This is a genomic window from Clostridium sp. ZBS15 (assembly GCF_023845705.1).
In the GTDB taxonomy this organism is placed as follows: Bacteria; Bacillota; Clostridia; order Clostridiales; family Clostridiaceae; genus Clostridium; species Clostridium aquiflavi.
Genome location: NZ_JAMQHY010000033.1, coordinates 1 through 21688 on the forward strand (window position 1 = coordinate 1; position 21688 = coordinate 21688).

23 protein-coding genes are annotated in these 21688 nt (G+C 28.9%); 2 read left to right on the forward strand and 21 right to left on the reverse strand.

Annotated elements, in window-relative coordinates; all coding sequences use genetic code 11:
- Positions 1-177 precede the first annotated feature (177 nt).
- From NG904_RS09460 to NG904_RS09525, 14 genes are all read right to left on the reverse strand, one after another.
- A complete protein-coding gene (locus NG904_RS09460) occupies positions 178-591 on the reverse strand; it encodes a HutP family protein (protein WP_252212974.1) in 414 nt (137 codons plus the stop codon).
- 33 nt (positions 592-624) lie between these two features.
- On the reverse strand, positions 625-1566 hold the full coding sequence (locus NG904_RS09465; RefSeq protein WP_252226774.1) for a DUF4003 family protein: 942 nt from the start codon (positions 1564-1566) through the stop codon (positions 625-627).
- A 181-nt stretch (positions 1567-1747) separates the two neighbouring features.
- Positions 1748-2572 (reverse strand): acetyl-CoA carboxylase carboxyltransferase subunit alpha, encoded by an 825-nt coding sequence (locus NG904_RS09470; protein WP_252231302.1) that lies wholly within the window; start codon positions 2570-2572, stop codon positions 1748-1750.
- Positions 2565-3440, reverse strand: coding sequence for an acetyl-CoA carboxylase, carboxyltransferase subunit beta (gene accD, locus NG904_RS09475; RefSeq protein ID WP_252231304.1), 876 nt, complete (start codon positions 3438-3440; stop codon positions 2565-2567). Before accD ends, NG904_RS09470 begins: the two co-directional genes overlap by 8 nt.
- A complete protein-coding gene (locus tag NG904_RS09480; RefSeq protein ID WP_252212979.1) occupies positions 3433-4785 on the reverse strand; it encodes an acetyl-CoA carboxylase biotin carboxylase subunit in 1353 nt (450 codons plus the stop codon). Before NG904_RS09480 ends, accD begins: the two co-directional genes overlap by 8 nt.
- 9 nt (positions 4786-4794) lie before the next feature.
- On the reverse strand, positions 4795-5223 hold the full coding sequence (gene fabZ, locus NG904_RS09485; RefSeq protein WP_003370298.1) for a 3-hydroxyacyl-ACP dehydratase FabZ: 429 nt from the start codon (positions 5221-5223) through the stop codon (positions 4795-4797).
- A gap of 5 nt (positions 5224-5228) precedes the next feature.
- Positions 5229-5726: an acetyl-CoA carboxylase biotin carboxyl carrier protein gene (gene accB / locus NG904_RS09490; RefSeq protein ID WP_252212981.1), complete on the reverse strand. Its 498-nt coding sequence runs from the start codon at positions 5724-5726 to the stop codon at positions 5229-5231.
- An 11-nt stretch (positions 5727-5737) separates the two neighbouring features.
- Positions 5738-6979, reverse strand: coding sequence for a beta-ketoacyl-ACP synthase II (fabF, locus tag NG904_RS09495; protein WP_252212982.1), 1242 nt, complete (start codon positions 6977-6979; stop codon positions 5738-5740).
- Between the two features lie 17 nt (positions 6980-6996).
- Entirely contained in the window at positions 6997-7737 is a 741-nt protein-coding gene (gene fabG, locus NG904_RS09500; protein WP_252231314.1) for a 3-oxoacyl-[acyl-carrier-protein] reductase, read from the reverse strand.
- Between the two features lie 20 nt (positions 7738-7757).
- Positions 7758-8699: an ACP S-malonyltransferase gene (gene fabD, locus NG904_RS09505; protein WP_252231316.1), complete on the reverse strand. Its 942-nt coding sequence runs from the start codon at positions 8697-8699 to the stop codon at positions 7758-7760.
- Positions 8692-9633, reverse strand: coding sequence for an enoyl-[acyl-carrier-protein] reductase FabK (fabK, locus tag NG904_RS09510; RefSeq protein WP_252231317.1), 942 nt, complete (start codon positions 9631-9633; stop codon positions 8692-8694). The genes fabD and fabK overlap by 8 nt, the downstream gene beginning before the upstream one ends.
- A 109-nt stretch (positions 9634-9742) precedes the next feature.
- Positions 9743-9967, reverse strand: coding sequence for an acyl carrier protein (locus NG904_RS09515; RefSeq protein ID WP_252212987.1), 225 nt, complete (start codon positions 9965-9967; stop codon positions 9743-9745).
- A gap of 126 nt (positions 9968-10093) precedes the next feature.
- The gene (locus NG904_RS09520; protein WP_252231319.1) at positions 10094-11062 is read right to left on the reverse strand and encodes a beta-ketoacyl-ACP synthase III; all 969 of its coding nucleotides are present in this window, start codon (positions 11060-11062) and stop codon (positions 10094-10096) included.
- 14 nt (positions 11063-11076) lie between these two features.
- A complete protein-coding gene (locus tag NG904_RS09525) occupies positions 11077-11526 on the reverse strand; it encodes a MarR family winged helix-turn-helix transcriptional regulator (RefSeq protein ID WP_252212989.1) in 450 nt (149 codons plus the stop codon).
- A 246-nt stretch (positions 11527-11772) separates the two neighbouring features.
- On the opposite strand from NG904_RS09525, the gene NG904_RS09530 reads away from it, so the two are divergent.
- On the forward strand, positions 11773-12423 hold the full coding sequence (locus tag NG904_RS09530) for a hypothetical protein (protein ID WP_252231321.1): 651 nt from the start codon (positions 11773-11775) through the stop codon (positions 12421-12423).
- A 277-nt stretch (positions 12424-12700) separates the two neighbouring features.
- Here the strand turns inward: NG904_RS09530 and NG904_RS09535 are convergent, their stop codons facing one another.
- Both NG904_RS09535 and NG904_RS09540 read right to left on the reverse strand, forming a co-directional pair.
- Entirely contained in the window at positions 12701-13204 is a 504-nt protein-coding gene (locus NG904_RS09535; RefSeq protein ID WP_252231323.1) for a flavin reductase, read from the reverse strand.
- A gap of 115 nt (positions 13205-13319) precedes the next feature.
- Positions 13320-14243 carry a tetratricopeptide repeat protein gene (locus tag NG904_RS09540; RefSeq protein ID WP_252231325.1) on the reverse strand — a complete coding sequence of 308 codons (924 nt, stop codon included), beginning with the start codon at positions 14241-14243 and terminating at the stop codon, positions 13320-13322.
- Between the two features lie 261 nt (positions 14244-14504).
- Between NG904_RS09540 and NG904_RS09545 the strand changes: the two genes are divergently transcribed.
- Positions 14505-15095: an MFS transporter gene (locus NG904_RS09545; RefSeq protein ID WP_252231327.1), complete on the forward strand. Its 591-nt coding sequence runs from the start codon at positions 14505-14507 to the stop codon at positions 15093-15095.
- Positions 15096-15219: 124 nt separating this feature from the next.
- Here the strand turns inward: NG904_RS09545 and NG904_RS09550 are convergent, their stop codons facing one another.
- From NG904_RS09550 to NG904_RS09570, 5 genes are all read right to left on the reverse strand, one after another.
- Positions 15220-16779 carry an AAA family ATPase gene (locus tag NG904_RS09550; RefSeq protein ID WP_252231329.1) on the reverse strand — a complete coding sequence of 520 codons (1560 nt, stop codon included), beginning with the start codon at positions 16777-16779 and terminating at the stop codon, positions 15220-15222.
- 180 nt (positions 16780-16959) lie between these two features.
- Positions 16960-17988, reverse strand: coding sequence for a sensor histidine kinase (locus NG904_RS09555; RefSeq protein ID WP_252231331.1), 1029 nt, complete (start codon positions 17986-17988; stop codon positions 16960-16962).
- Complete coding sequence (locus tag NG904_RS09560) at positions 17981-18667, reverse strand: response regulator transcription factor (protein WP_252231333.1); 687 nt, start codon at positions 18665-18667, stop codon at positions 17981-17983. Before NG904_RS09560 ends, NG904_RS09555 begins: the two co-directional genes overlap by 8 nt.
- Before the next feature lie 44 nt (positions 18668-18711).
- Positions 18712-20760: an FtsX-like permease family protein gene (locus NG904_RS09565; protein WP_252231335.1), complete on the reverse strand. Its 2049-nt coding sequence runs from the start codon at positions 20758-20760 to the stop codon at positions 18712-18714.
- Positions 20750-21526, reverse strand: coding sequence for an ABC transporter ATP-binding protein (locus NG904_RS09570; protein WP_252231337.1), 777 nt, complete (start codon positions 21524-21526; stop codon positions 20750-20752). Before NG904_RS09570 ends, NG904_RS09565 begins: the two co-directional genes overlap by 11 nt.
- Between the last annotated feature and the right edge of the window lie 162 nt (positions 21527-21688).

Below are 21688 nucleotides of genomic sequence, written 5' to 3' on the forward strand. Positions count from 1 at the left end.
ATTTTAGCATTCCTAAGTTCAATTACTCCGCTCACTTTGCTTATGCATATATCAACACTCCGCTAAAACAAAGCCTAAAATTTAAATTATTTTTCACAACACACTTTTTTAATCTCTATAATAAAAAAGATAGATATTAAAATAATTCTTGTTATCTTAATATCTATCATCATCTTTTTATACTGGTATAGCTCTATGCCCTATTCCTATAACAACTTCATCTAAATGAAGTAAACCAATACTTAAGAATATGCATACAGAAATATGTTCCCCGCCTCTAGCTATTCCAATTTTTCCACCTACATTTTGTGCATTAGCTCTATTAGAAACTTGAATTATAGCATCTCTAGTAGCTCCTATTACTGCACCTTCATGTAAATGTTCTTCTCTTATAAGGCCATTTCTTTTGGATGCAACCAGTGCACTTTCTAATATCTTTGATATTGATGAATTAATATTTCCACCTATATTTACTGCTGTAACTTTTATACCTTCTTTGTTATATATCTTTTTTAAATCTTCTTCCTCAAATCTATCACATATAGCCATTTTAGTTGCTATTTTAGCAACCTTTGTGCTATTACTCTCCATAAGATTATTCTCCTTTAATATTAATTTTTATTGTTATATTAACAATAACGTTAAGTATTCTATTAACTTCTTAACTATATTTATTTCATTTTCAGTAAATAAATCCTCATCATCTTCTGAAATGATTTCAATATATTCATATAATACTAGTGTAATAGATACTAGTACAATCTGATCCTTTTTTATAAATCTTTTTTCACATAAATCATCATATACTTCACTAATATTATCAATAAATTCATTATTATTTTCAATTATTAATGAAGATAAACCCAGTAATAAATAATGCTCTTCTTTTATTTCCATTTTAGTATTATTTAAATGTGATTTTATTTCTATAACATTATTTATATAACTAGTATAATCCATTTCATCTAAATTTATCATTGCAAGTGCAATAAAAAAAGCTTCTTTTTTATCAAATTTTTTTCTGAGTAATTTAAAATATATCTTTAGATACTTTCTAACTAATTGATTATATTCCCTAGAAAACATTGATAAATTTATAAAGCATATATTCATTAATTTAAATTCATCTATACCCTGTACTTTGCTCTTTATTTCAGTTTTTGCCTTTAACATATTATTTAATATATTATCATATTCTTTTTTATGAAATCTTAAAGTAATAATAAACGATAAAAGTTCTAAGTACTTGTCCTTTTTAAAACCTTTATTTACTAAATTATCATATATTATAATTGTGTCTTTAACTATCTTTTCATATTGAAAATTTGAACATAAAAAAGCAGACATTGCTTTTTTAACGTTTCCATTAAATACATTATTTAGTTCACTTTTACTTATGTATTTTCTAATACTCTTTAATTCACTTTTATCTACTTCATTTTTATTTATTATATAAAGTAAACTTTCTAATATTTTAACTTTATTATTATCAAATATTAATGTTCTGCTTATATCTTTATAATAGTCTTTAAATATATCTACCTTACTTTTCAGATCAACATCCATAATCATCATCCTCTTAAAAAAATTTAACTTTAATATTATATTATTTCTAAATAGTATATATTGTCAATGACTCATATTTAACTTTCTTAGCTTAAAAAATATATTAAAATATCTATAATCAAAAAAGCTCAAAAGATTGCAATCTTTTGAGCTTATATTAAAAATCACTATATATTATAAATTACTCTAAAGTTCCTATTTTTCTAAATTTATCATAACGTTCATTTATCATTTGATTTATTTCAATGTTTTTCATTTCATTTATTACATTCATAAGTTCTTTTTTTATGAGCGTTACTTGTTTTGGTGGATTTTTATGTGCTCCACCTCTTGGCTCTTTTATTACCTTATCTATAATACCAAACTCATTTAAATCTTGTGCTGTTATTTTCATAACATTTGCAGCTTCTTTTACTCTCTTGCTATCTTTCCATAATATAGATGCAAATCCTTCTGGTGAAAGTATTGAATAAACTGCATTCTCTAACATAAGTATTTTATCTGCTACTGTTAATGCTAATGCTCCTCCACTTCCCCCTTCTCCAATAACTATAGAAATTATAGGGGTTTTCAATCTACTAAGTTCGAACAAATTATTTGCAATAGCACTACCTTGCCCTCTTTCTTCTGCACCAACTCCACAAAAGGCTCCCGGAGTATCTATAAAACAAATAACAGGTCTGTTAAATTTTTCTGCTTGTTTCATAAGTCTTAATGCTTTTCTATAGCCTTCTGGATTGGGCATTCCAAAATTTCTTTCTATATTTTCATTTGTATTAGCTCCCTTTGTTATTGCTATTACCGTAACGCTAATATCTTCAAATGATGCTATTCCACCAATTACAGCTTTGTCATCACCAAATAATCTATCTCCATGAAACTCTATAAAATCTTTAAAAATATTATTTATATAATATTTTCCTGTAGGTCTATCTTTATGCCTAGCTATTTCAACTTTTTCCCAAGGGCTTGATACTACTATTGATTTTATAAACTCTTTATTCATACTTATTCACTCCATGTAAAATAAGAATCTTATATAAATAAGCTCTCATATTTTTTCTTTCTACAATACTATCTATGAATCCTTTTTCAAGAAGAAATTCTGATTTTTGAAATGATTCCGGAAGAGTTTCATTTATTGTGTTTTCTATAACTCTTCTACCTGCAAATCCAACTAAAGCATTTGGCTCACTTAATATAATATCGCCTTCCATAGCAAAACTTGCTGTTACTCCTCCAGTAGTTGGATCAGTTAATATTGTTATATATAATAGCCCCTTTTCATCATGCCTTGCAAGAGCAGCACTTATTTTTGCCATTTGCATAAGCGAAAAAATACCTTCTTGCATTCTTGCTCCACCTGAAGCTGTAAAAATCAAAATAGGAAGATTATTTTCTGTAGCATATTCTATTATTCTAGTAATTTTTTCTCCGACAACAGTCCCCATGCTTCCCATCATAAAGAAACTATCCATTATTGCACAAGCTACTTCCAAATCATTTATTCTACCTACTCCAGTAACTACTGCTTCTTTACTTCCAGTATTGCTTTGAGATTGATTTATTTTCTCTTCATAATCTTCAAAGTCAATAGGATTATTTGTTTTTAATGATTTCCACATTTCTTTAAAAGTATCTTTATCAAATAATTGTTTTATTCTTTCCTTAGGTGATATCCTAAAGTGTTGATTACACTTATTACATACATATTTGTTATTTTCTAAATCTTCATAGTAAATCATGCTATTACAATTAGTACATTTAGTCCACATTCCAGATGGAATATTAGGCTTTTCTTCTACTACTTTACTTTTATATGCTGATGGATTAACCGTTGCATATTTACTTTTTTTAAATAAATCCTTAAGCATTATTCTTCACCATCTTTTCTGATAAAAATGACGTATCATAATTTCCATCTAAAAACTCTTGCATTTCAAGTATAGAAAATTGAAAATCAATATTAGTTTTTACTCCACCTACTGCAAATTCACCTAAAGCTCTTTTCATTTTTACAATAGCTTCTTCTCTAGTTTTTCCAAAAGTTATAAGCTTTGCAATCATAGAATCATAAAAATAAGGTATATTGTATCCACAATATATAGCAGAATCTACTCTAACCCCCATCCCACCTGGAACGCATAACTCTGATACTTCTCCAGGACATGGTCTAAAATCATTCTCTGGATCTTCTGCATTAATTCTACATTCAATAGCATGACCAGATATCTTTATATCTTCTTGCTTTAATAATAACTTTTCTCCTGAAGCTATCTTTAATTGTTCTTTAACTAAATCAACACCTGTAATCATTTCTGTAATTGGATGCTCTACTTGTATTCTTGTGTTCATTTCCATAAAGTAAAAGTTATTATCTTTATCAAATAAAAATTCTATAGTTCCTGCATTTTTATAATTAACAGCCTTCGCTGCTTTCTTAGCTATTTCTCCCATAGTATTTCTTATTTCTTCATTTAATATATTAGATGGAGCCTCTTCTAAAACCTTTTGATTCTTTCTTTGAAGAGAGCATTCTCTTTCTCCTAAATGAACAACATTTCCATACTCATCAGCCAAAATTTGAAATTCAATATGTCTAGGTCTTTCAATGAATTTTTCTATATACAATCTGTCATCACCAAAGCAAGCTTTAGATTCAGATTTAGCAGTTTTATATCCCTTTAAGAATTCTTCATCACTTCTGGCAATTCTTATTCCTTTTCCACCACCACCAGCAGCTGCCTTTATCATTATAGGATAACCTATTTTTTTAGCAATACCTAAAGCATGTGTTTCATTCTCTATTTCCCCTTCATATCCAGGTACAACAGGAACATTTGCTTTTTTCATTATTTCTCTAGCTCTTGCTTTGTCACCCATAAGTTCAATTGATTCATAATCTGGACCTATGAATTTTATATTACATTCTTTACACATCTTTGCGAACTTAGCATTTTCAGATAAAAATCCAAATCCAGGATGTATTGCATCAGCCCCACTAAGTACACATGCACTTAAAATATTAGCAATATTTAAATAACTATCTTTAGCTATTGCTGGACCTATACAAATCGCTTCATCAGCCAATTGAGTATGAAGTGCTTCTTTATCAATTTCTGAGTAAACAGCAACTGTAAGTATTCCCATTTCTCTACAAGCTCTAATTATTCTAACTGCAATTTCTCCTCTATTTGCAATAAGTACCTTTTTAAACATATCCTTCACCTATCCTATAGCAAAAAGTATTTCAGCTTCACAAACTGTTTTACCATCAACTGAAGCTATTCCTTTACCTATTCCTATTGGTCCCTTAAGTTTTACTATTTCACAATATAAATCTAATCTATCTCCTGGTACAACCTTTGCCTTAAATCTAACCTTATTAGTTCCAGCAAATAATGGAGTTTTTCCTTTAAACTTTTCCATTGATAAAATAGCCACAGCTCCTGCTTGTGCCAAAGCTTCTATTTGTAAAACCCCTGGCATAATTGGTTCTTGTGGATAATGGCCTTGGAAAAATTGTTCATTTGCAGAAACATTCTTATATCCCTTAACAAATAATTTTTCTTCTATATCCATTTCAGTTACTCTATCTATAAGTAAAAATGGGTATCTATGAGGTAAAATTTCTTTTATTTCTTCTATCTTTAACATAAACATTAATCCTCCTTAATTTCAAAGAGTTTTTGTCCAAACTCAACCATATCTCCATCTTTTGCAAAACACTTTACTATTTTTCCATCATAATTACTTTCAATTTCATTCATTAACTTCATTGCTTCAATTATGCAAATTACTTTTCCCTTTTTTACATAATCTCCTTCTTTAGCAAATGACTCGCTATCAGGAGATGGTGATGAATAAAATGTTCCAACCATTGGTGATGTAATTATTACTGTGTCTTCTTCTACAGTTTCTTCTGACATATTACTTGATTTATTCTCTGGGAAATTATTCTTTTCTTGTATAGGTTCCTCTTTTGTATGAAGGTTGCTTTCCTTTTTTGTAGTCTCTTCTTCTTTTTCTACATTTCTATTTAAGCTTCTAGTTAAAGACTTATCCATTTTTATATAGCTATCATTTGATTTTAATTCAAAGTAAGCTAAATCCGAAGAATTTATAATATTTATAAGTTCTTTAATATTTTGAAAATCCATAAAATTACCTCCTACTTTTCTTCCCATCTCTTAAATAATAAAGTTGCATTGTGTCCACCAAATCCTAAAGAATTTGTTAAAGCATACTTAAGTTCTTTTTTTCGTCCCTTATTTGGTACATAATCTAAATCTAATTCTTCATCTTTAGTTTCATAACCTATTGTAGGAGGTATAAAACCTTCTTCAAGTGCTTTTAAACACACTATAGACTCAATAGCTCCTGCTGCACCTAATAAATGTCCTGTCATTGATTTTGTAGAAGATATTGGAATGTTATATGCATCTTCTCCAAAAACTTTTTTAATTGCTGCTGTTTCAAATTTATCATTTAATTGAGTTGAAGTTCCATGAGCATTTATATATGAAACTTCAGTTTTATCTATTTTAGCTTCATTAATTGCTTGACTCATAGCTTCTGCTGCTCCAAAACCTTCTGGATGTGGAGATGTAATGTGGTATGCATCACAAGTTGAACCATATCCTACAATTTCACCTAATATATTTGCTCCTCTTTCTAACGCTGAATCTAAAGATTCAAGTAATAATATTCCTGCACCTTCCCCCATTACAAAGCCACTTCTATTCTTATCAAAAGGAGTTGAAGCTTTAACAGGATCATTTGAAGAATTAAGTGCTTTCATACTATGGAATCCTTCAACACCAATTCTTGTTATTGGAGCTTCTGCACCACCTGCTAACATAAAATCAGCGTATCCATGTTTTATATATCTAAATGCATCTCCAATGTTATTTGTACCAGTTGCACATGCTGTCACTACTGATGTACAAGAACCTTCAAGTCCATATTGAATAGATATGTTTCCAGCAGCTAAATTGATAATTGCCATTGGAACAAAGAATGGTGACATTCTCTTTGATTTACCTGTAACTAATTTAGTACATTCAGTTTCTATAGTTGCAAATCCACCTATTCCTGAACCTACCATAACACCAAATCTTTTTTTATCTACTTTTTCTAAATCTATTTTAGAACTTTTCATAGCTTCCTCTGCTGCTATTAATGCCATTTGAGAAAATCTATCTAGTCTTTTACATTCTTTTTTACCTAAAACTTCTTCTGGATTAAAATCCTTAAGTTCTCCGGCAATCTTAACATTAATTAATTCATTATCTATTAACTTAATAAAATCTATTCCTAATTTACCATCTTTATTGTTTTTCCAAAATGTATCTACATCATTTCCTATTGGAGTTAATGCTCCCATTCCTGTAACAACAACTCTTCTTTCCATAACTCTATACTCCTCCATTACATTACCATTCCACCATCAATATTTATAACTTGACCTGTAACATAGTTTGAGTTTTCACTTGCAAGAAACGCTACAACACCAGCTACATCTTCTGGAGTTCCAAATCTTTTTAATGGTATGTTCTTTTTTGCTTCTTCTTTAACTTTTTCACCTAAAACACTAGTCATATCAGTTTCAATAAATCCTGGTGCAACTGCATTTACATTTATACCCCTTGCGCCAAGTTCTTTAGCTAAAGATTTTGTCATGCCTATAACTCCTGCTTTAGAAGCTGCATAGTTTACTTGCCCTGCATTACCTGCAACACCAACTACTGATGAAATGTTTATTATCTTTCCATATTTTTGTCTGACCATGACAGGAGTGATTGATTTTAAGCAATTAAAAACTCCTTTTAAATTTACATCTATAACATCATCAAAGTCTTTTTCTTTCATTCTAAGAATAAGGGTATCCTTTGTTATTCCAGCGTTATTTACAATAATATCTATAATTCCGAATTTACTTTTTGCTTCACTTATAATATTTTCTACATCTTCTAACTTACTTATATCACCTTTAACAGTTAAAACTTCTACACCCATTTTTTCTATTTCAGAAGCTACTATTTTTGCTTCTTCTTCGCTACTTCTATAATTCAATACTATGTTTGCACCAAGAGAAGCTAATTTAAAAGCAATTGCTTTACCTATCCCTCTTGCAGCTCCTGTAATAATTGCACATTTTCCTTTTAGCATTAATAAAAATCCTCCTTAAGCTAAATTTCTTCTAATGTTAATAATAATTTATTTAATGATTCCATATCTTCTATATTTAATACTTTAACGCTTCTATTAATTTTCTTTACAAATCCACTAAGAACCTTGCCTGGTCCAACTTCAATAAATGTATTAACTCCATTTTTTATCATATCTTCAATAGTCTTATCAAAAAGTACAGATGATCTTATATGTCTTTTTAATAACTCTTTAAAATCATCTTCTTCATCATAAGGTAACCCTTTCACATTAGAATATACAACTTTATTTAATGAATTTATATTTGTATTCTTTAATGTGTTATAAAATTCTTCACTTGCATTCTTTAATAATGAACTATGGAAAGGTCCACTTACCTTTAAAGGTATTCCTAATCCTCCAAGTTCCTTTGCAATTTTCACTGCTTCATCAATAGCTTTATTTTCACCAGCTATAACTACTTGTTTTGGACAATTGTAATTTGCTGCTTCTGCAACACCACACTCACTTGCTCTTTCTAATAGCTTTTCTAATTTTTCATTATCAAGCTTTAAAATGGCTGCCATCTTTCCAAGACCTTTTGGAAGAGAATTTCCCATGATTCTGCCTCTCTCTTTTACAAGAAGTAATCCTTCTTCTAAAGAAAGCGCTCCTGAAAAAATTAGTGAAGCATATTCACCAAGACTTAATCCTGCAGTATACTTTGCTTCAATATTATTTACTTCCAAAGCTTTTAATGCTACTAAAGAAGCCACTACTATTGTAGGTTGAGCATTTTCTGTTTGCATTAAAACTTCTTCAGGACCATTAAATAGCATATCTTTTATTGGCATATCTAATATTTTTTCTGCTTTATCAACTATTTCTTTACATTCTGGTATTTTATCATAGAATTCCTTTGCCATACCCACATATTGGGCACCTTGACCTGGAAAAAGGAATGCAATATTTTCACTATTCATGATTTCCTCCAAACAACATAAACCTTTGCTTTGCTTCTTCAAACATCTCTTCAATAATTTCCTTTGATGTTTGTTCTTTATTAATTAAGCCTGCAATTTGTCCAGACATTATAGATCCATTATCCACATCACCATCTACTGCTGCTTTCTTTAAAGTACCTGCTCCTAATTCTTCTAATTTTTCTGGACTTATACCTTCTTTTTCTAACTTAGCATACATTCTTGATAGCTTGTTTTTAAGCACTCTTACTGGATGACCTGTAGATCTACCTGTAACTTCTGTATCTATGTCTTTAGCTTTTAATATCTTATCTTTATAATTTTGATTTACTGTACATTCTCTTGCAACTAAAAATCTAGTTCCAACTTGAACTCCTTCTGCTCCTAACATAAAAGAAGCTGCAATTCCTCTTCCATCACCTATTCCACCTGCTGCTATAACTGGTATGCTTACTGCATCTACAACTTGTGGAATTAATGCCATTGTAGTAAGTTGACCTACATGACCACCTGATTCTGTACCTTCTGCTATAATTGCATCTGCTCCTGCTTTTTCCATTCTCTTAGCAAGGGCTACTGATGCAACAACTGGTATTACCTTTATATTATTTGCTTTCCATCTTTCCATGTACTTACCTGGACTTCCTGCTCCAGTAGTAACAATAGCTATATTTTCCTCACATACTAGTTCCGCTATTTCTTCTGCATTTTCAGACATTAGCATTATATTTACACCAAAAGGTTTATCTGTTAATTTTTTAGCTTCTCTGATTTGTTTTCTTACCCATTCTGTTGGTGCTGCTCCTGTTATTATTCCAATTCCACCAGCTTCACTTACCGCTGCTGCTAAAGATGCATCTGCGATCCAAGCCATACCTCCTTGAAATATTGGATACTTTATACCAAGTAGATCACATACTCTATTATTTGCCACAAATAATTCCTCCTAATAGTGTTTTTATAAAAATACTTACATTATATAAATTAAATCGGGAATACTCATTTGCATACCCGACTTAACTTGGATGTTAGTATTTTAAATTTTAATTATTCGTCTTATTCTTTACATATTCAACTGCATCTTTTAAGCTCTTTAACTTTTCAACTTCCTCTATTTGAATATCGAATTTTTCTTCTAATTCAATTACAACTTGGAATAAGTCTAAAGAATCTGCTCCTAAATCTTCAAATGTAGTTTCTAAAGTTATTCCATCCTTTTCTACACCTAATTGTTCACATATTATATCTCTAATTTCTTCAAATAACATAATTTTTTCCTCCTTGATGTCTCTTTTTTTATTTATCTTTAAATTAATAGTTAACTATATTTTAAGTATCTGTTTATATATTAATATCTCAACACTTTACTAAAACATAGCCTAATAATTTAATTTTTACCATTCTAGTAATGTAGCTCCATAGCTTAATCCACCACCAAAAGCTACTAAAAGTATCTTATCTCCTTCTTCTAGAAGATTTTTTTCATATAACTCATTTAAAGCTAATGGCACTGAAGCTGAAGATGTATTTCCTGTTTTATCTAAATTTATATAAAACTTATTTATATCTATCTTTAATTTTTTAGCAACATAATCTAATATTCTTATATTAGCTTGATGAGGTACTATATACTTTATATCATTTAAGCAAACATCTGTACCTTCTAATGCACCATCAATTCCTTTAATAATAGCTGAAGTTGCAAATTTAAAAACTTCCCTACCATTCATCTCAACATATTGGTTGCTAATAAAATTTTCTTTAGTAAAAGGAGTGTTAAAATCAAGCGCACCTATAGTCAATGAATCTCCTTTTTTTCCATCTGTTTTCAAATAGGAATTAATTATTCCATTCTTTTCATCTCTTACAAGTACTGCTGCTCCACCACCATCACCAAATAATATACATGTTCCTCTATCATTCCAATTAATAACTTTAGAAAGTGTTTCTGCACCTATAACAAGTGCATTCTTGTAATTCAATGATTTCATTAATGAATTTGCAGTTTCTAATGCAAATACAAAGCCTGAGCAGGCAACATTTATATCAAATGCCGCAGCCTTATTAGCATTTAATTCTTTTTGAACTAAACACGCCACAGATGGCATAAACATATCCGGAGTAATAGTTGCTACTATTATTAAATCTAAATCTTCAGAATCAATCTTTGCTCTCTCAAGGGCAACTTTAGCGGCTTTCACAGCAATTTCCGAAGTATTTTCACCTTCTGAAATTCTACGTTCTTTTATACCTGTTCTTTCAACTATCCACTCATCATTAGTATCAACAAATTCACTAATTTTATCATTTGTAACAACAAGTGATGGTAGATATCCCCCTACTCCCCCTATTTTAATATTCATACTTTTCTCCTTAATTATTTCAATTTATATTTTTCTCTTAAAAACTCATTTATCTTATTTAATGCTGAAATTAGCATTGCTTCTTCTTGTTGTGTTAAGCTTTCTATTGAGTTACTAACCATATCATTATGAAATTTTTCATGTAATCTATAAGCTAGTTTTCCTTTTTTAGTTAAAGCAATTAAAACAACTCTTCTATCTTCTTCTATTCTGCTTCTTTCTACATAACCTTTTTTAATAAGTTTATTGATTGCAGTTGTTAATGTTCCAACTGTTATTTTTAAATCTTGAGCTACTTCAGACATAGTTCTTTTTTTATACATTCCAATTGCTTCAATAGTATGAATTTCAGTAATTGAAAGATCTGAAATTACTCCTTCTTTTATTGTTTGTTCTTCTATTTGTAAAATATCATTAAATAATTCTACTAATATCTGATTGACTATCTTTTTTGATTGATTCATCTATTTATTTTCCTCCAGATAAAACATTAAATATTTGACTTAGTAATTTAATTTCTGCAATCAAACATTTTGATAATCAAAATATACTACATTCAAAATAAATTGTCAATTATTTTGAAAATATATTTTCGTTATTTACCATTATTTTCTTCATATCCCCAAACTTTTAATTATTGAATACATATGCTATAATTGTTATGATATTTTAAAGTATTACTTATTTTTTTAAATAGGGAGGAAAGAATAATGGTAAAAAAATTGATTTTAGCTACGGTTCTAATGTTAAGTATAGCTTTAGTAGGTTGTTCTTCAAATCCAGCCACTAATACAAAACCAGAAGACAATACTGTAGTAGAGAATCCAAAGACAGATAATGAGAATGATATCAAAAAGGACAATCCTACTGATACTTCTAAAGATGATAAAAATGATAAGAATAATAAAAAAGAAACTGAGGCATTCTCTATATATACTGAAGATGCAGATAATATGGAAATAAAAGAAATTTCAACTATTGAGCTAAACAAAGATTTAAGTTTAGAAGATAAATTAAAGAAGTTATCAAAGGCTCTTTCTGAAAAAACATTTGATAACTTACCAATAGAAGTAAAATCTATCGATACTGTAGATGGCAAAAAAATTGCTACTATAAACTTAGATGAAAGTGCAGCTAATAAAGGTGTAACTAGCAATGTTGATTTAAAGAAACCTAATTGGATAGCTAATAAATTACAAGGCTCTACCGGTGGAGAAATATCTGAAAATAGTTTATTAGAAACTTTTCTTCAAGTAAAATATAAAGGTGAATGGATTGATGGCGTAAAATTCTTATACAAGAACGAACCAATCGAATTTGAACATACACCTAATTTATCACAAATTAATTATAGAAAATAATCATTAAAATAACAATAAAGCTATTACTTAATTGGGCTTTTAGAACCCTTAATGAGTATCGTCACATTTACTGCTTGTCTCCAATTTTATATTGGGAGCAAGCTAAAATGGGATTATACTCATTTTAGCGTTGTTAAGTGAGAGTCAGAATTTTATATTTCGCTCCTCGAACTTACTCAGCGACTATCAGAAGTCGAGTTTCCTTTTTACATTCCGTCCACCTTTACTTATGCATATATCAACCCACTGCTTAAACAGAGCTAAATAATTATACTTATTATTTAGTATAGTTTTCTAAGATTTCAGCAAAATATAAGACATGCTTTGATTCGCCTTCGCCATAGAATTTATCTTTGATTTCAGGATCAATATTATCTAAATCCATTTCTTGTTTAAACATTATTTTGCACTCATAATATTTATTACATCCATGAACTATAGGACTACTTACACTTTTGCTAGGTATAAATTTTATATTAGCTTCTTTTTCTTTGTCTATCTCTCTACCTGATTTTGTTCCGCATATAGTAAGTGCTGATTTCATACTTCCTTCAAATGGTATACTAATTGTATAATTATCACCAGAATCTAAAAATTCTTTAGTATATCTTGTTTCTCTAACTAGTGCCATAAATATAGGTCGTCTCCAAATATAACCTACACTTCCCCAGCTAATTGTCATAGTATTAGCTTTATTTTCGTCTCCACATGTTAAAAATGCTCCTGTTTTATAAAGATTATCCATTGAAATCTCTAAACCTTCTGTAAAAGTTTCCTTCATAAGCCTTCGCCCCCACTTTCTTTAATATTTATTTTAGCAAAGTGTTCATATATGAACACATATTTAAAACACATCATTTTTACATCACTATATAAAATAATACCATACTATTCTATTAAATGTTGTTTATAAATTCTTTGTATTCCTTTAAATCTCTTATAGGATCAAGTTCTTTATCTTTTTTCATATAATCTAAGAATAAATCATTTAGCTCTATGCACTTTTCTACATCTTTTAAAGCCTTTAATAATTCCTTTGTATTAACATAGAAGCAAGCTCTATTGTAATATAAGAATCCTTCTTCTGGATTTATTTCTATTCCTTTATTTATTACATTTATTGCAGTTATAAAATCATTATCTTCCCTATATATAACAGCTAAATTTAAAAAACTATATGTATATGTAGGATTTGCTTTTATAGACTTTTTATAATAATCTATAGCTTCTTGTTTCTTATGTAATTTATTTGATATTACAGCTTTGTTAAACAATATTCTATAATGTTTAGGATTTATTTCTAGAGCCCTATTTATATATTTTAACGCTTCTTCATTTCTATCTAATTCTTCAAAAATGCAAGCTAAGTTCGCATATCCCCATAAATCATTGTTATTTAATTCAATAGTTTTTTTATAATTTAAAATTGCCTTTTTTTTATCACCTAATTCATCATATATATTGGCTAAAAAGAAATATGCTTTATCATAACTTGAATCTTTTTGTATTGATATTTTGTAATACTCTTTTGCTTTTGACAAATCGCCTAATTCATCATATATAGTGCCTAAACCATAATAAGCTCTGGGTTCATCTTCATCTAAATTAATTATTTCTAAATATTTTTCTTCTGCTTCTTTTCTCAAACCAATTTCATCATATAATAATGCCATATCAAGTAAAAATTCTATATCCATTTTACCTACATTTAATGCATATGCTTTTTTATAAAATTTTAAAGCTTTTAATAAGTTTCTCTCACTTTTTAAATTTCTAGCCATATTTAAATAATTATCGTACAAATAATTTTTATTTTCCATGTTTATACTTCATCCTTGCTGATTCTTTATAATAACTAATTTAGTATATCACTAAAAAATTCAAAAATAAAATGCTTTCATAACAAAATATTTCATTAATTATAAAAGCATTTATTAACATACATAAAGGTAATAATCTTATTAAAAATACTAGATAGACAAAGAGAAAGAATAACTTTAAAATTATTTTTTACAGAAAATGCTAGTGTAATTGGCTTTATAAAGAAAAATAAAGCTTTAAATCAACTTTTCCTATTTTGCTTGCTAAGTAATTTTCTTGTTGCACCTTTTTTTGATATAGTATTTCCCTATGTATTAAAAAAATGTGTAGGTTTTAATTCACAGCAGTATGGCTATTTAATTTCATGTTTTACCGTTGGTATACTACTTGGAAATATATCAATAGGTGCTTATTTAAAGAAATTTAGTACAAAAATGGTAATAAAACTTGCAATTTTACTTCAAGCAGCTATGCTTTTTGTACTTACATTTTCAGTATACCCAAATGCTGTAAATTATCTTGGTGGTCATAACTTGAAACTATTTATAGTTTTAGCAGCAGTAATACTATTATGTGGATTGTTTAATTCAGGAATAAACACACCTATGAATGTAAATCTTCAAAAAATGGTTCCAAATGAAATGAGAGCAAGGTTCTTTGCTTTATTGGGTGTGTTCTGTCAAGGAGCTGTTCCCTTTGGAGCATTAATCTATGGATTTATACTTGGCAAATTTGCTTACCAGTATGTACTTCTCATCGTAACAATAATATTTTTTGCTGTCTGCTTCATTTTCATTATGAAAGCAGTTGCAGAAGTTTATGAGCCACGTATATTAAAACCTCAAGCATAGTTTTAGGCACATTCAAAAAATACAGGATATTGGCCCCTACATTGGACTATTATCCTGTATCTATAATATTATATTTTTTACAAAAATTAAGATAGACTACACTGAGCCTATCTATATTATCATCTTAGATTTTTTCAATTTTACAAGTATGTTCCTTATTCTTTGAATCATAGCATATTGCCACTGCTAATACTTTTTTGCCTTCATTCTCGCGTCTTATCTTCTCTACATATTCTTTTTCTCTAATTTGATTTAGTGCTACTTCTGGTAATTCATCCTTCTTAAGTTCAACTATAAACGCAATATCATTCTTTCTTCTAGGATGGAAAGTAAAGTCTGCATAACCCTTTCCTGTTTTTTCTTCTCTTTCTACTCTATAGGTATCTCTAGCAGAAAGATATGCTAAAGTTAAAACACATGAAAGACTGTTCTCATCATTATATTGAAGTATTGGTATTTCTGAGTTATGAATATCATGAAGTATAGCTTCCACAGTTTTTATATCTCCATTAACTGTTGCCTTTAACATTCTTTTTGAATTAGCTATTATCTCTGAAACATATCCAAAAGATTTATCTCTTAAAGCCTTTTCAAACTCCTTCATAAGTTCCTTATTAGGTATTTTTAAATACCCATCATAATATGATAAAAATCCAAGTACTATCATAGCCGAGTATATTTCTTCTTTAGTCCTTGGTACTCCTTGACCTGCCCTAAATTCCTCGTCTATTATAATATCAACTTCCTCACCCGATACCATTTCTATCACATCATCTCTGATTTCTAATGTATTGCATTTAAGATACTCTGCTACCTCATCCATAGCACCAGTATTAGTCCAATAACTTTCACAGTAATTATTTTGTAGTGCTTTCACTACTGATCTTGGATTATATACTTTAACTCCTTTTGCAGTTAAATAACCATTATACCAACTTTCTAATTCTTTAAAACTAATATTTTTATTTTTATTGCAAAGCTTCATAACTTCATCTTCTATAAATCCAAAATATTCATCAAATGTTCTATCTTTTAAAAATGTAAATTCATCAAACATGTTAAGAGCAGAACCGCTTGAATATTTCTTTATAGGAAGAACTCCTGTCATATATGCAAGAGCTACATAAGGTTGATCCTTTAAAAGATTCCTTAAAAACTCTAAAAAATCATTTTGATTTTCAATAAATAAATTATTATTAAAAATATAATCCCATTCATCAAAAACAAAAATAAACTTTTCTCCAGTATCACTTAACATATCACTTATAGTGAAATATTTTTTACTATCAATTTTGGGAAAAGCATCATTAATATCATTTATTAATGATGTCTTTATCATATCCATATAAGCATCAAAGCCTTTCCCAATTTCCGGTATTTTATTAAAGGATATATTAATTAAATTATATTTATTTAAATGCTCTTCATAATCATAAGATTTGCTTATATTAAGTCTATCAAAAATCTCTTTTGAATCCACAGCCTTCGAATAATAAGCACCTAACATATCAGCAACACTTGATTTACCAAATCGTCTTGGTCTTGTTATGCATATATAACTATTTACTGTATTAATAAGCTTATTAGTTTTTTCTATTATCATTGATTTATCAACAAAATAATCTATATTTAATAACCTTTTATAATTTTCTAAAGATTTATTAGTATTTAAATATACTGCCATCATATATCCTCCTTTCCCATTACTCATTTTTCTTTGCTACACATAATAACTACAATAATTATAACATAAGCCAATTACATATTTAACATAATTGACTTATTAATTAACCTTTAATCATTATCTATTTATTTGGGTTCTCTACAGGTACGCTTCACCGTATCATAAATAAATGAGGTTTTACTATTCTATGATAGGAAATAACAAAGATATTTCAAAACCATCTTTGTATTCTTCTGAAACTTCGATTTTAATTTTTAGGCTATCAGTTACTTGCTTTGCCAAATAAAGTCCCATTCCAGTAGATCGTTTTCTCTGTTCTCCAGTATCTCCTGTAAATCCTTTATCAAATAAAAATGGCAAATCATACGGCTTAACTCCTATTCCATTATCTTTAATTACAAGCATTATATTACCACTTCTATTATCAATCTTAGTAAGTAGTGCTATGAAAGGATTGAATTTTTCTCTATCCATATATTTTATAGAATTACTTAAAACCTGTCTTAACACAAATATTAACCCTTTTTTATCGGAAAGTACCTGTATATTTCCTACTTCATTATTAATAGTAATTTTTTGTTCCTCTATTAAGTTTTTATACTCATCAACAACATCCTTACTGATTTCATCAAGTGATATTTGGGTAAAAATATAATCTAAATGCTCAGATTTCACTCTTGAATAATATAACATTCTTTCGATATCTTCTTGCATTTTAGTTCTTACATATTCTAATCTCTGATAGATTGGAAATAAAATCTCTTCCTTTCTATTATCAAGAACAAACGTCATCAACGCTAATGGTGTTTTTATCTCATGTGCCCATGTTTCTATATACTCTTCATATTCCTTTAGATTTAAATCTTGCTTTTTGATTAGCTCTTCCTTTTTACGAAGCTTTTCTCCAATTAAATGAATAATCTCTTTTTCTCCACCTGAAAGAAAACTAAGACATACTTCTTCTTCATGCAAGTCTGGATTTTCTATAAACTCTATAAGTGCTTCTTCTTTTCTTTTATCTATACCATAAACTACAAAACTAATTAAACTATATAATAAAATAGAACCAATTATCATGGTTGGAAAAATATAAGTGAAACCATTAGCGTCAATTAACCAAAGAAAAACACCAAACATAACATTAAAAATCATAATTACAACAAGCCATATTTTATATTTTAAAAAGATGCTAACTAACTTTCTAATCATTTTCTTTTTCCTCAATTGCTACAAGATTGTATCCCTTGCCTCTTACTGTTATAATTTCATACTTTATGTTTAAACTTCTAATTGTCTTTTTTAACCTTGTCATATTAACTTGTAGTGCATTTTCATCAATGTACTCTTTAGTGCCCCATATTTTCTCAAACAGCATATCTTTTGTAACAATTTTACCTGCATTTAATAAAAGAAGCTCCATTATTTTCCCTTGATTTTCAGTTAGTACAATGGACTGCTCATTAGCATACATTGTATAAGTTTGCAAATCAAGTTTTACTCCTTTTATTTCAATAAAATGATTTCTATCTTCATATCTACGAAGCAAATTAGAAATTCTAGCTATTAATCTATCTTTGTTACATGGCTTTGTAAGGTATTCATCTGCTCCTAACCCTAAAGCATGTAGTTCATCTCTTAATTGGTCTCGACTAGTGAGCACCAGTATAGGGGCAGTGCTTTTCATCCTAATTGTTTTACATATTTCAAAACCAGTTACGCCTGGTAAATTCAAATCTAACAACACAAGGTCAGGGGATGATTTTAAGATTTCTTCTGCTGTGTTGATAAAGCTTGTAATACAACAAGTAACGTATGCTTCCTTCTGCAATATAGATACAAGTTCTTCCCTCATAAATAATTCATCCTCAACTATGACAATCTTCTTCATTTGAATCCCCCTTTCTAAGTTTAACTTAATGTAATTTTATATTATTATCTATCTTCTCTTTTCATATTCATCAATGCAACTATTTGCTTATCATTCATTTGTATTACAGCAATGATATAACAAAATTCTACCACACAAAGTACAATAATTATAGGTACTGCAACTATCATTAATGCACCAATTTTTGATTTCATTTCTGAAGTGGCAATCCCTGAAAGTAATGCCCTAATTCCAAATATACTTCCAATTGCTGCAACCACTACTGGAAAAGAAAAATACCATTTTATCTGTTTTCTAGCCGACTTACATAAATCCTTATAATCACATCCAAGACGAATTATTGTCTGATAGCGTCTTTCTGTCTTTTGCTGTTGCATTAAAAATTGAACTCCTATAACAGTATTGGCAATAATCAAGAAAATAATTGCAAGGTAAATTGTTGTATAGCTAGCTGCCACTGTATAAAACAATTGTCTTCCCATATTTTGTAGGTAGCTTTCATACTTTAGATTTGTCTTATTAAGTAATTCATTTACCTGTCTGATTGCCTGCATTAACCCATTATCTTTCACAAAATCATCTTTTAATGCTGCATTCCAATAAGAACTATATTCTCCATTTGTAAAACGATTAAATACATCGTCTGAAACAATCAATCCATAACTAATATTTATAGAACGATCAGTGACAATATTATCTTGGCAAAGTTGTTCTACAAGCTCATATCCCTTATTTTCAATTTCTACCTTTACTTTTTCTTTAAGTACACTTCTCAATATTTCTGCTGTATTTCCATATGAAAACTCTAGACCATTATATAACGCTACTTGATTCTCACCAAGCTTGATGGTATCCTTTCCTGCCAATTTTAGAATGTTATTATATCCTGATAAAGAAATCAAATATGGATATGTGAAATGCTGAAGATTATTTAATAAGATATCCTTATCATTAAAATCTTCCTGTTTCTTCACAGCCTCTATTAAATTTTCATAAGAAAAGCTATCTCTATTATCAGAATTACTTAAATGACCTATTTTAACCTCAAATATTTCATTCATATAATCTTGCATTTGTAGCTTATTTAATTCTGCCTTTATCTCTTGCTCTTTTCCTTCAAATGTATAATGTAACACATTCTGATTTATTGAACTATAGTTAAAACTTACTGAAACACCATAACCAAAGCAGCACAATGCTATCAAAACTAATAGTGATGAAACTGCAAGAGAATTTGATTTAAGAAATACATTCTCCTGTAACTGTCTAAATGTAAATATTTCTAACCCATTTTTATTCTTCATCTTTTTAAGAATAGTTTCAAATAATATTCCAATACCATGAAATAAAAGAAAAGTACCACAAAGCCCTAAAATAACTGTAATTCCCATAACCTTAATAGAAGTCCATGCATCTCCTGCAATAGCCAGTACATAAGAAATAATCAATAATGTAATTCCTAGTAATAGCTTTATTATTGTAAAAACCCTATTGTGAACCTTATGTTTTTTGTCTTGAGATTCTGATAGTAATTGCATTATTTCTTTTTTTGCAATATTTCCACTTAATATTAATAGAGCTGCTAATCTAATAAGAAAATAACCAACCAGCGTCCATAGCACTGCCAAAATAGAAAATGAAAATTTATGTCCTATAATACCAAACCCAACAACTTTGGCTGTAATCATGCTAATCATCTCTGATATAAAAACAGCTATAGGAATTCCAATAGCAAGTGATATGATACTATTCCATACCTCTTCTACCAGAAGCATAAAGAATAATCTTTTACGACGCATACCAAGCATCAAATACATACCAATCTCATGACTTCTTTTTTCCAACTGATACTTTCCTGCAAAGTAAACCAAAAAGAATAAAATAAATAATGAAACTGCATATAGTACAGGCGTTAGTAATAATAGACGATTAACTGCATCACTTTCTATTGTTTTTAAAAATATTATTACATCCTGATTTTCTAATGATAAAATAATATAAAATGCTATTATTGACACAATCAAAGATACAAAAAATAGCCCGTTTTCTTTTCTATTTCGTCTACTATTTTTCTTAACTAAATCAAAGAACATTTGCACTTCCTCCTCCCAATTGTGCCATTACTGAAATGATTCTTTCATAAAAAGCTTCTTGAGATTCTTCTGGAACTCTTTTTCTAAGTTCATGAAAAACCATTCCATCTTGAATAAATAAAATTCGTGAACAGTAACTTGCTACATTAGGATCATGAGTTACCATTAAAATAGTTGCCCTCTGCTTTTGATTTAGTCCAGAAAGTTTTTTCATTAATAATTTTGCATTTTTTGAATCTAATGCGCCAGTAGGCTCATCTGCAAGAACTATTTCTGGATTCATAATTAATGCTCTAGCAGCTGCTACACGCTGTTTTTGTCCACCAGACATTTCTGATGGGAATTTTGTCATTACATCTTCAATCTCTAAATATTTTGCAAGTTTATCAATTCTTTTTTCATCTTCTTTTCCCATCATATTATGAATAGAAACAGGTAACATAATGTTTTCTCTAGCATTCAAGTTATCAATTAACTCAAAATTTTGAAACAGATATCCAATACGATTTCCTCTATAATCAGCCAGTTTCTTTCCTTTAAATCGTCCTATATCTTCACCTTTTAAAAGAATTTTCCCATCTGTTGGACAAGTAGTTGTTGCAATACAATTCAGTAATGTTGTTTTTCCAGACCCACTACTTCCCATAATACCAACAAACTCTCCATCTACAATTTGAAAGCTACTGCCATCTATAGCTTTTGTAACATTATCCTTTTTCCCATAATACTTACGTAAAGATTGTACTTCTAATATTTTCTCAACCATTCTTTATTTCCTCCATTTAATAAAGTGCATTGCACTTTAGATAATAAATTCTAATTTCATAATCACTAAACTAATGCTTTTATTAATCATGTCTTTGAGTTTATTATACAAAACAATAATGGAATACAACACTTACAGTTCATGAAAGGTTTATATATGTGC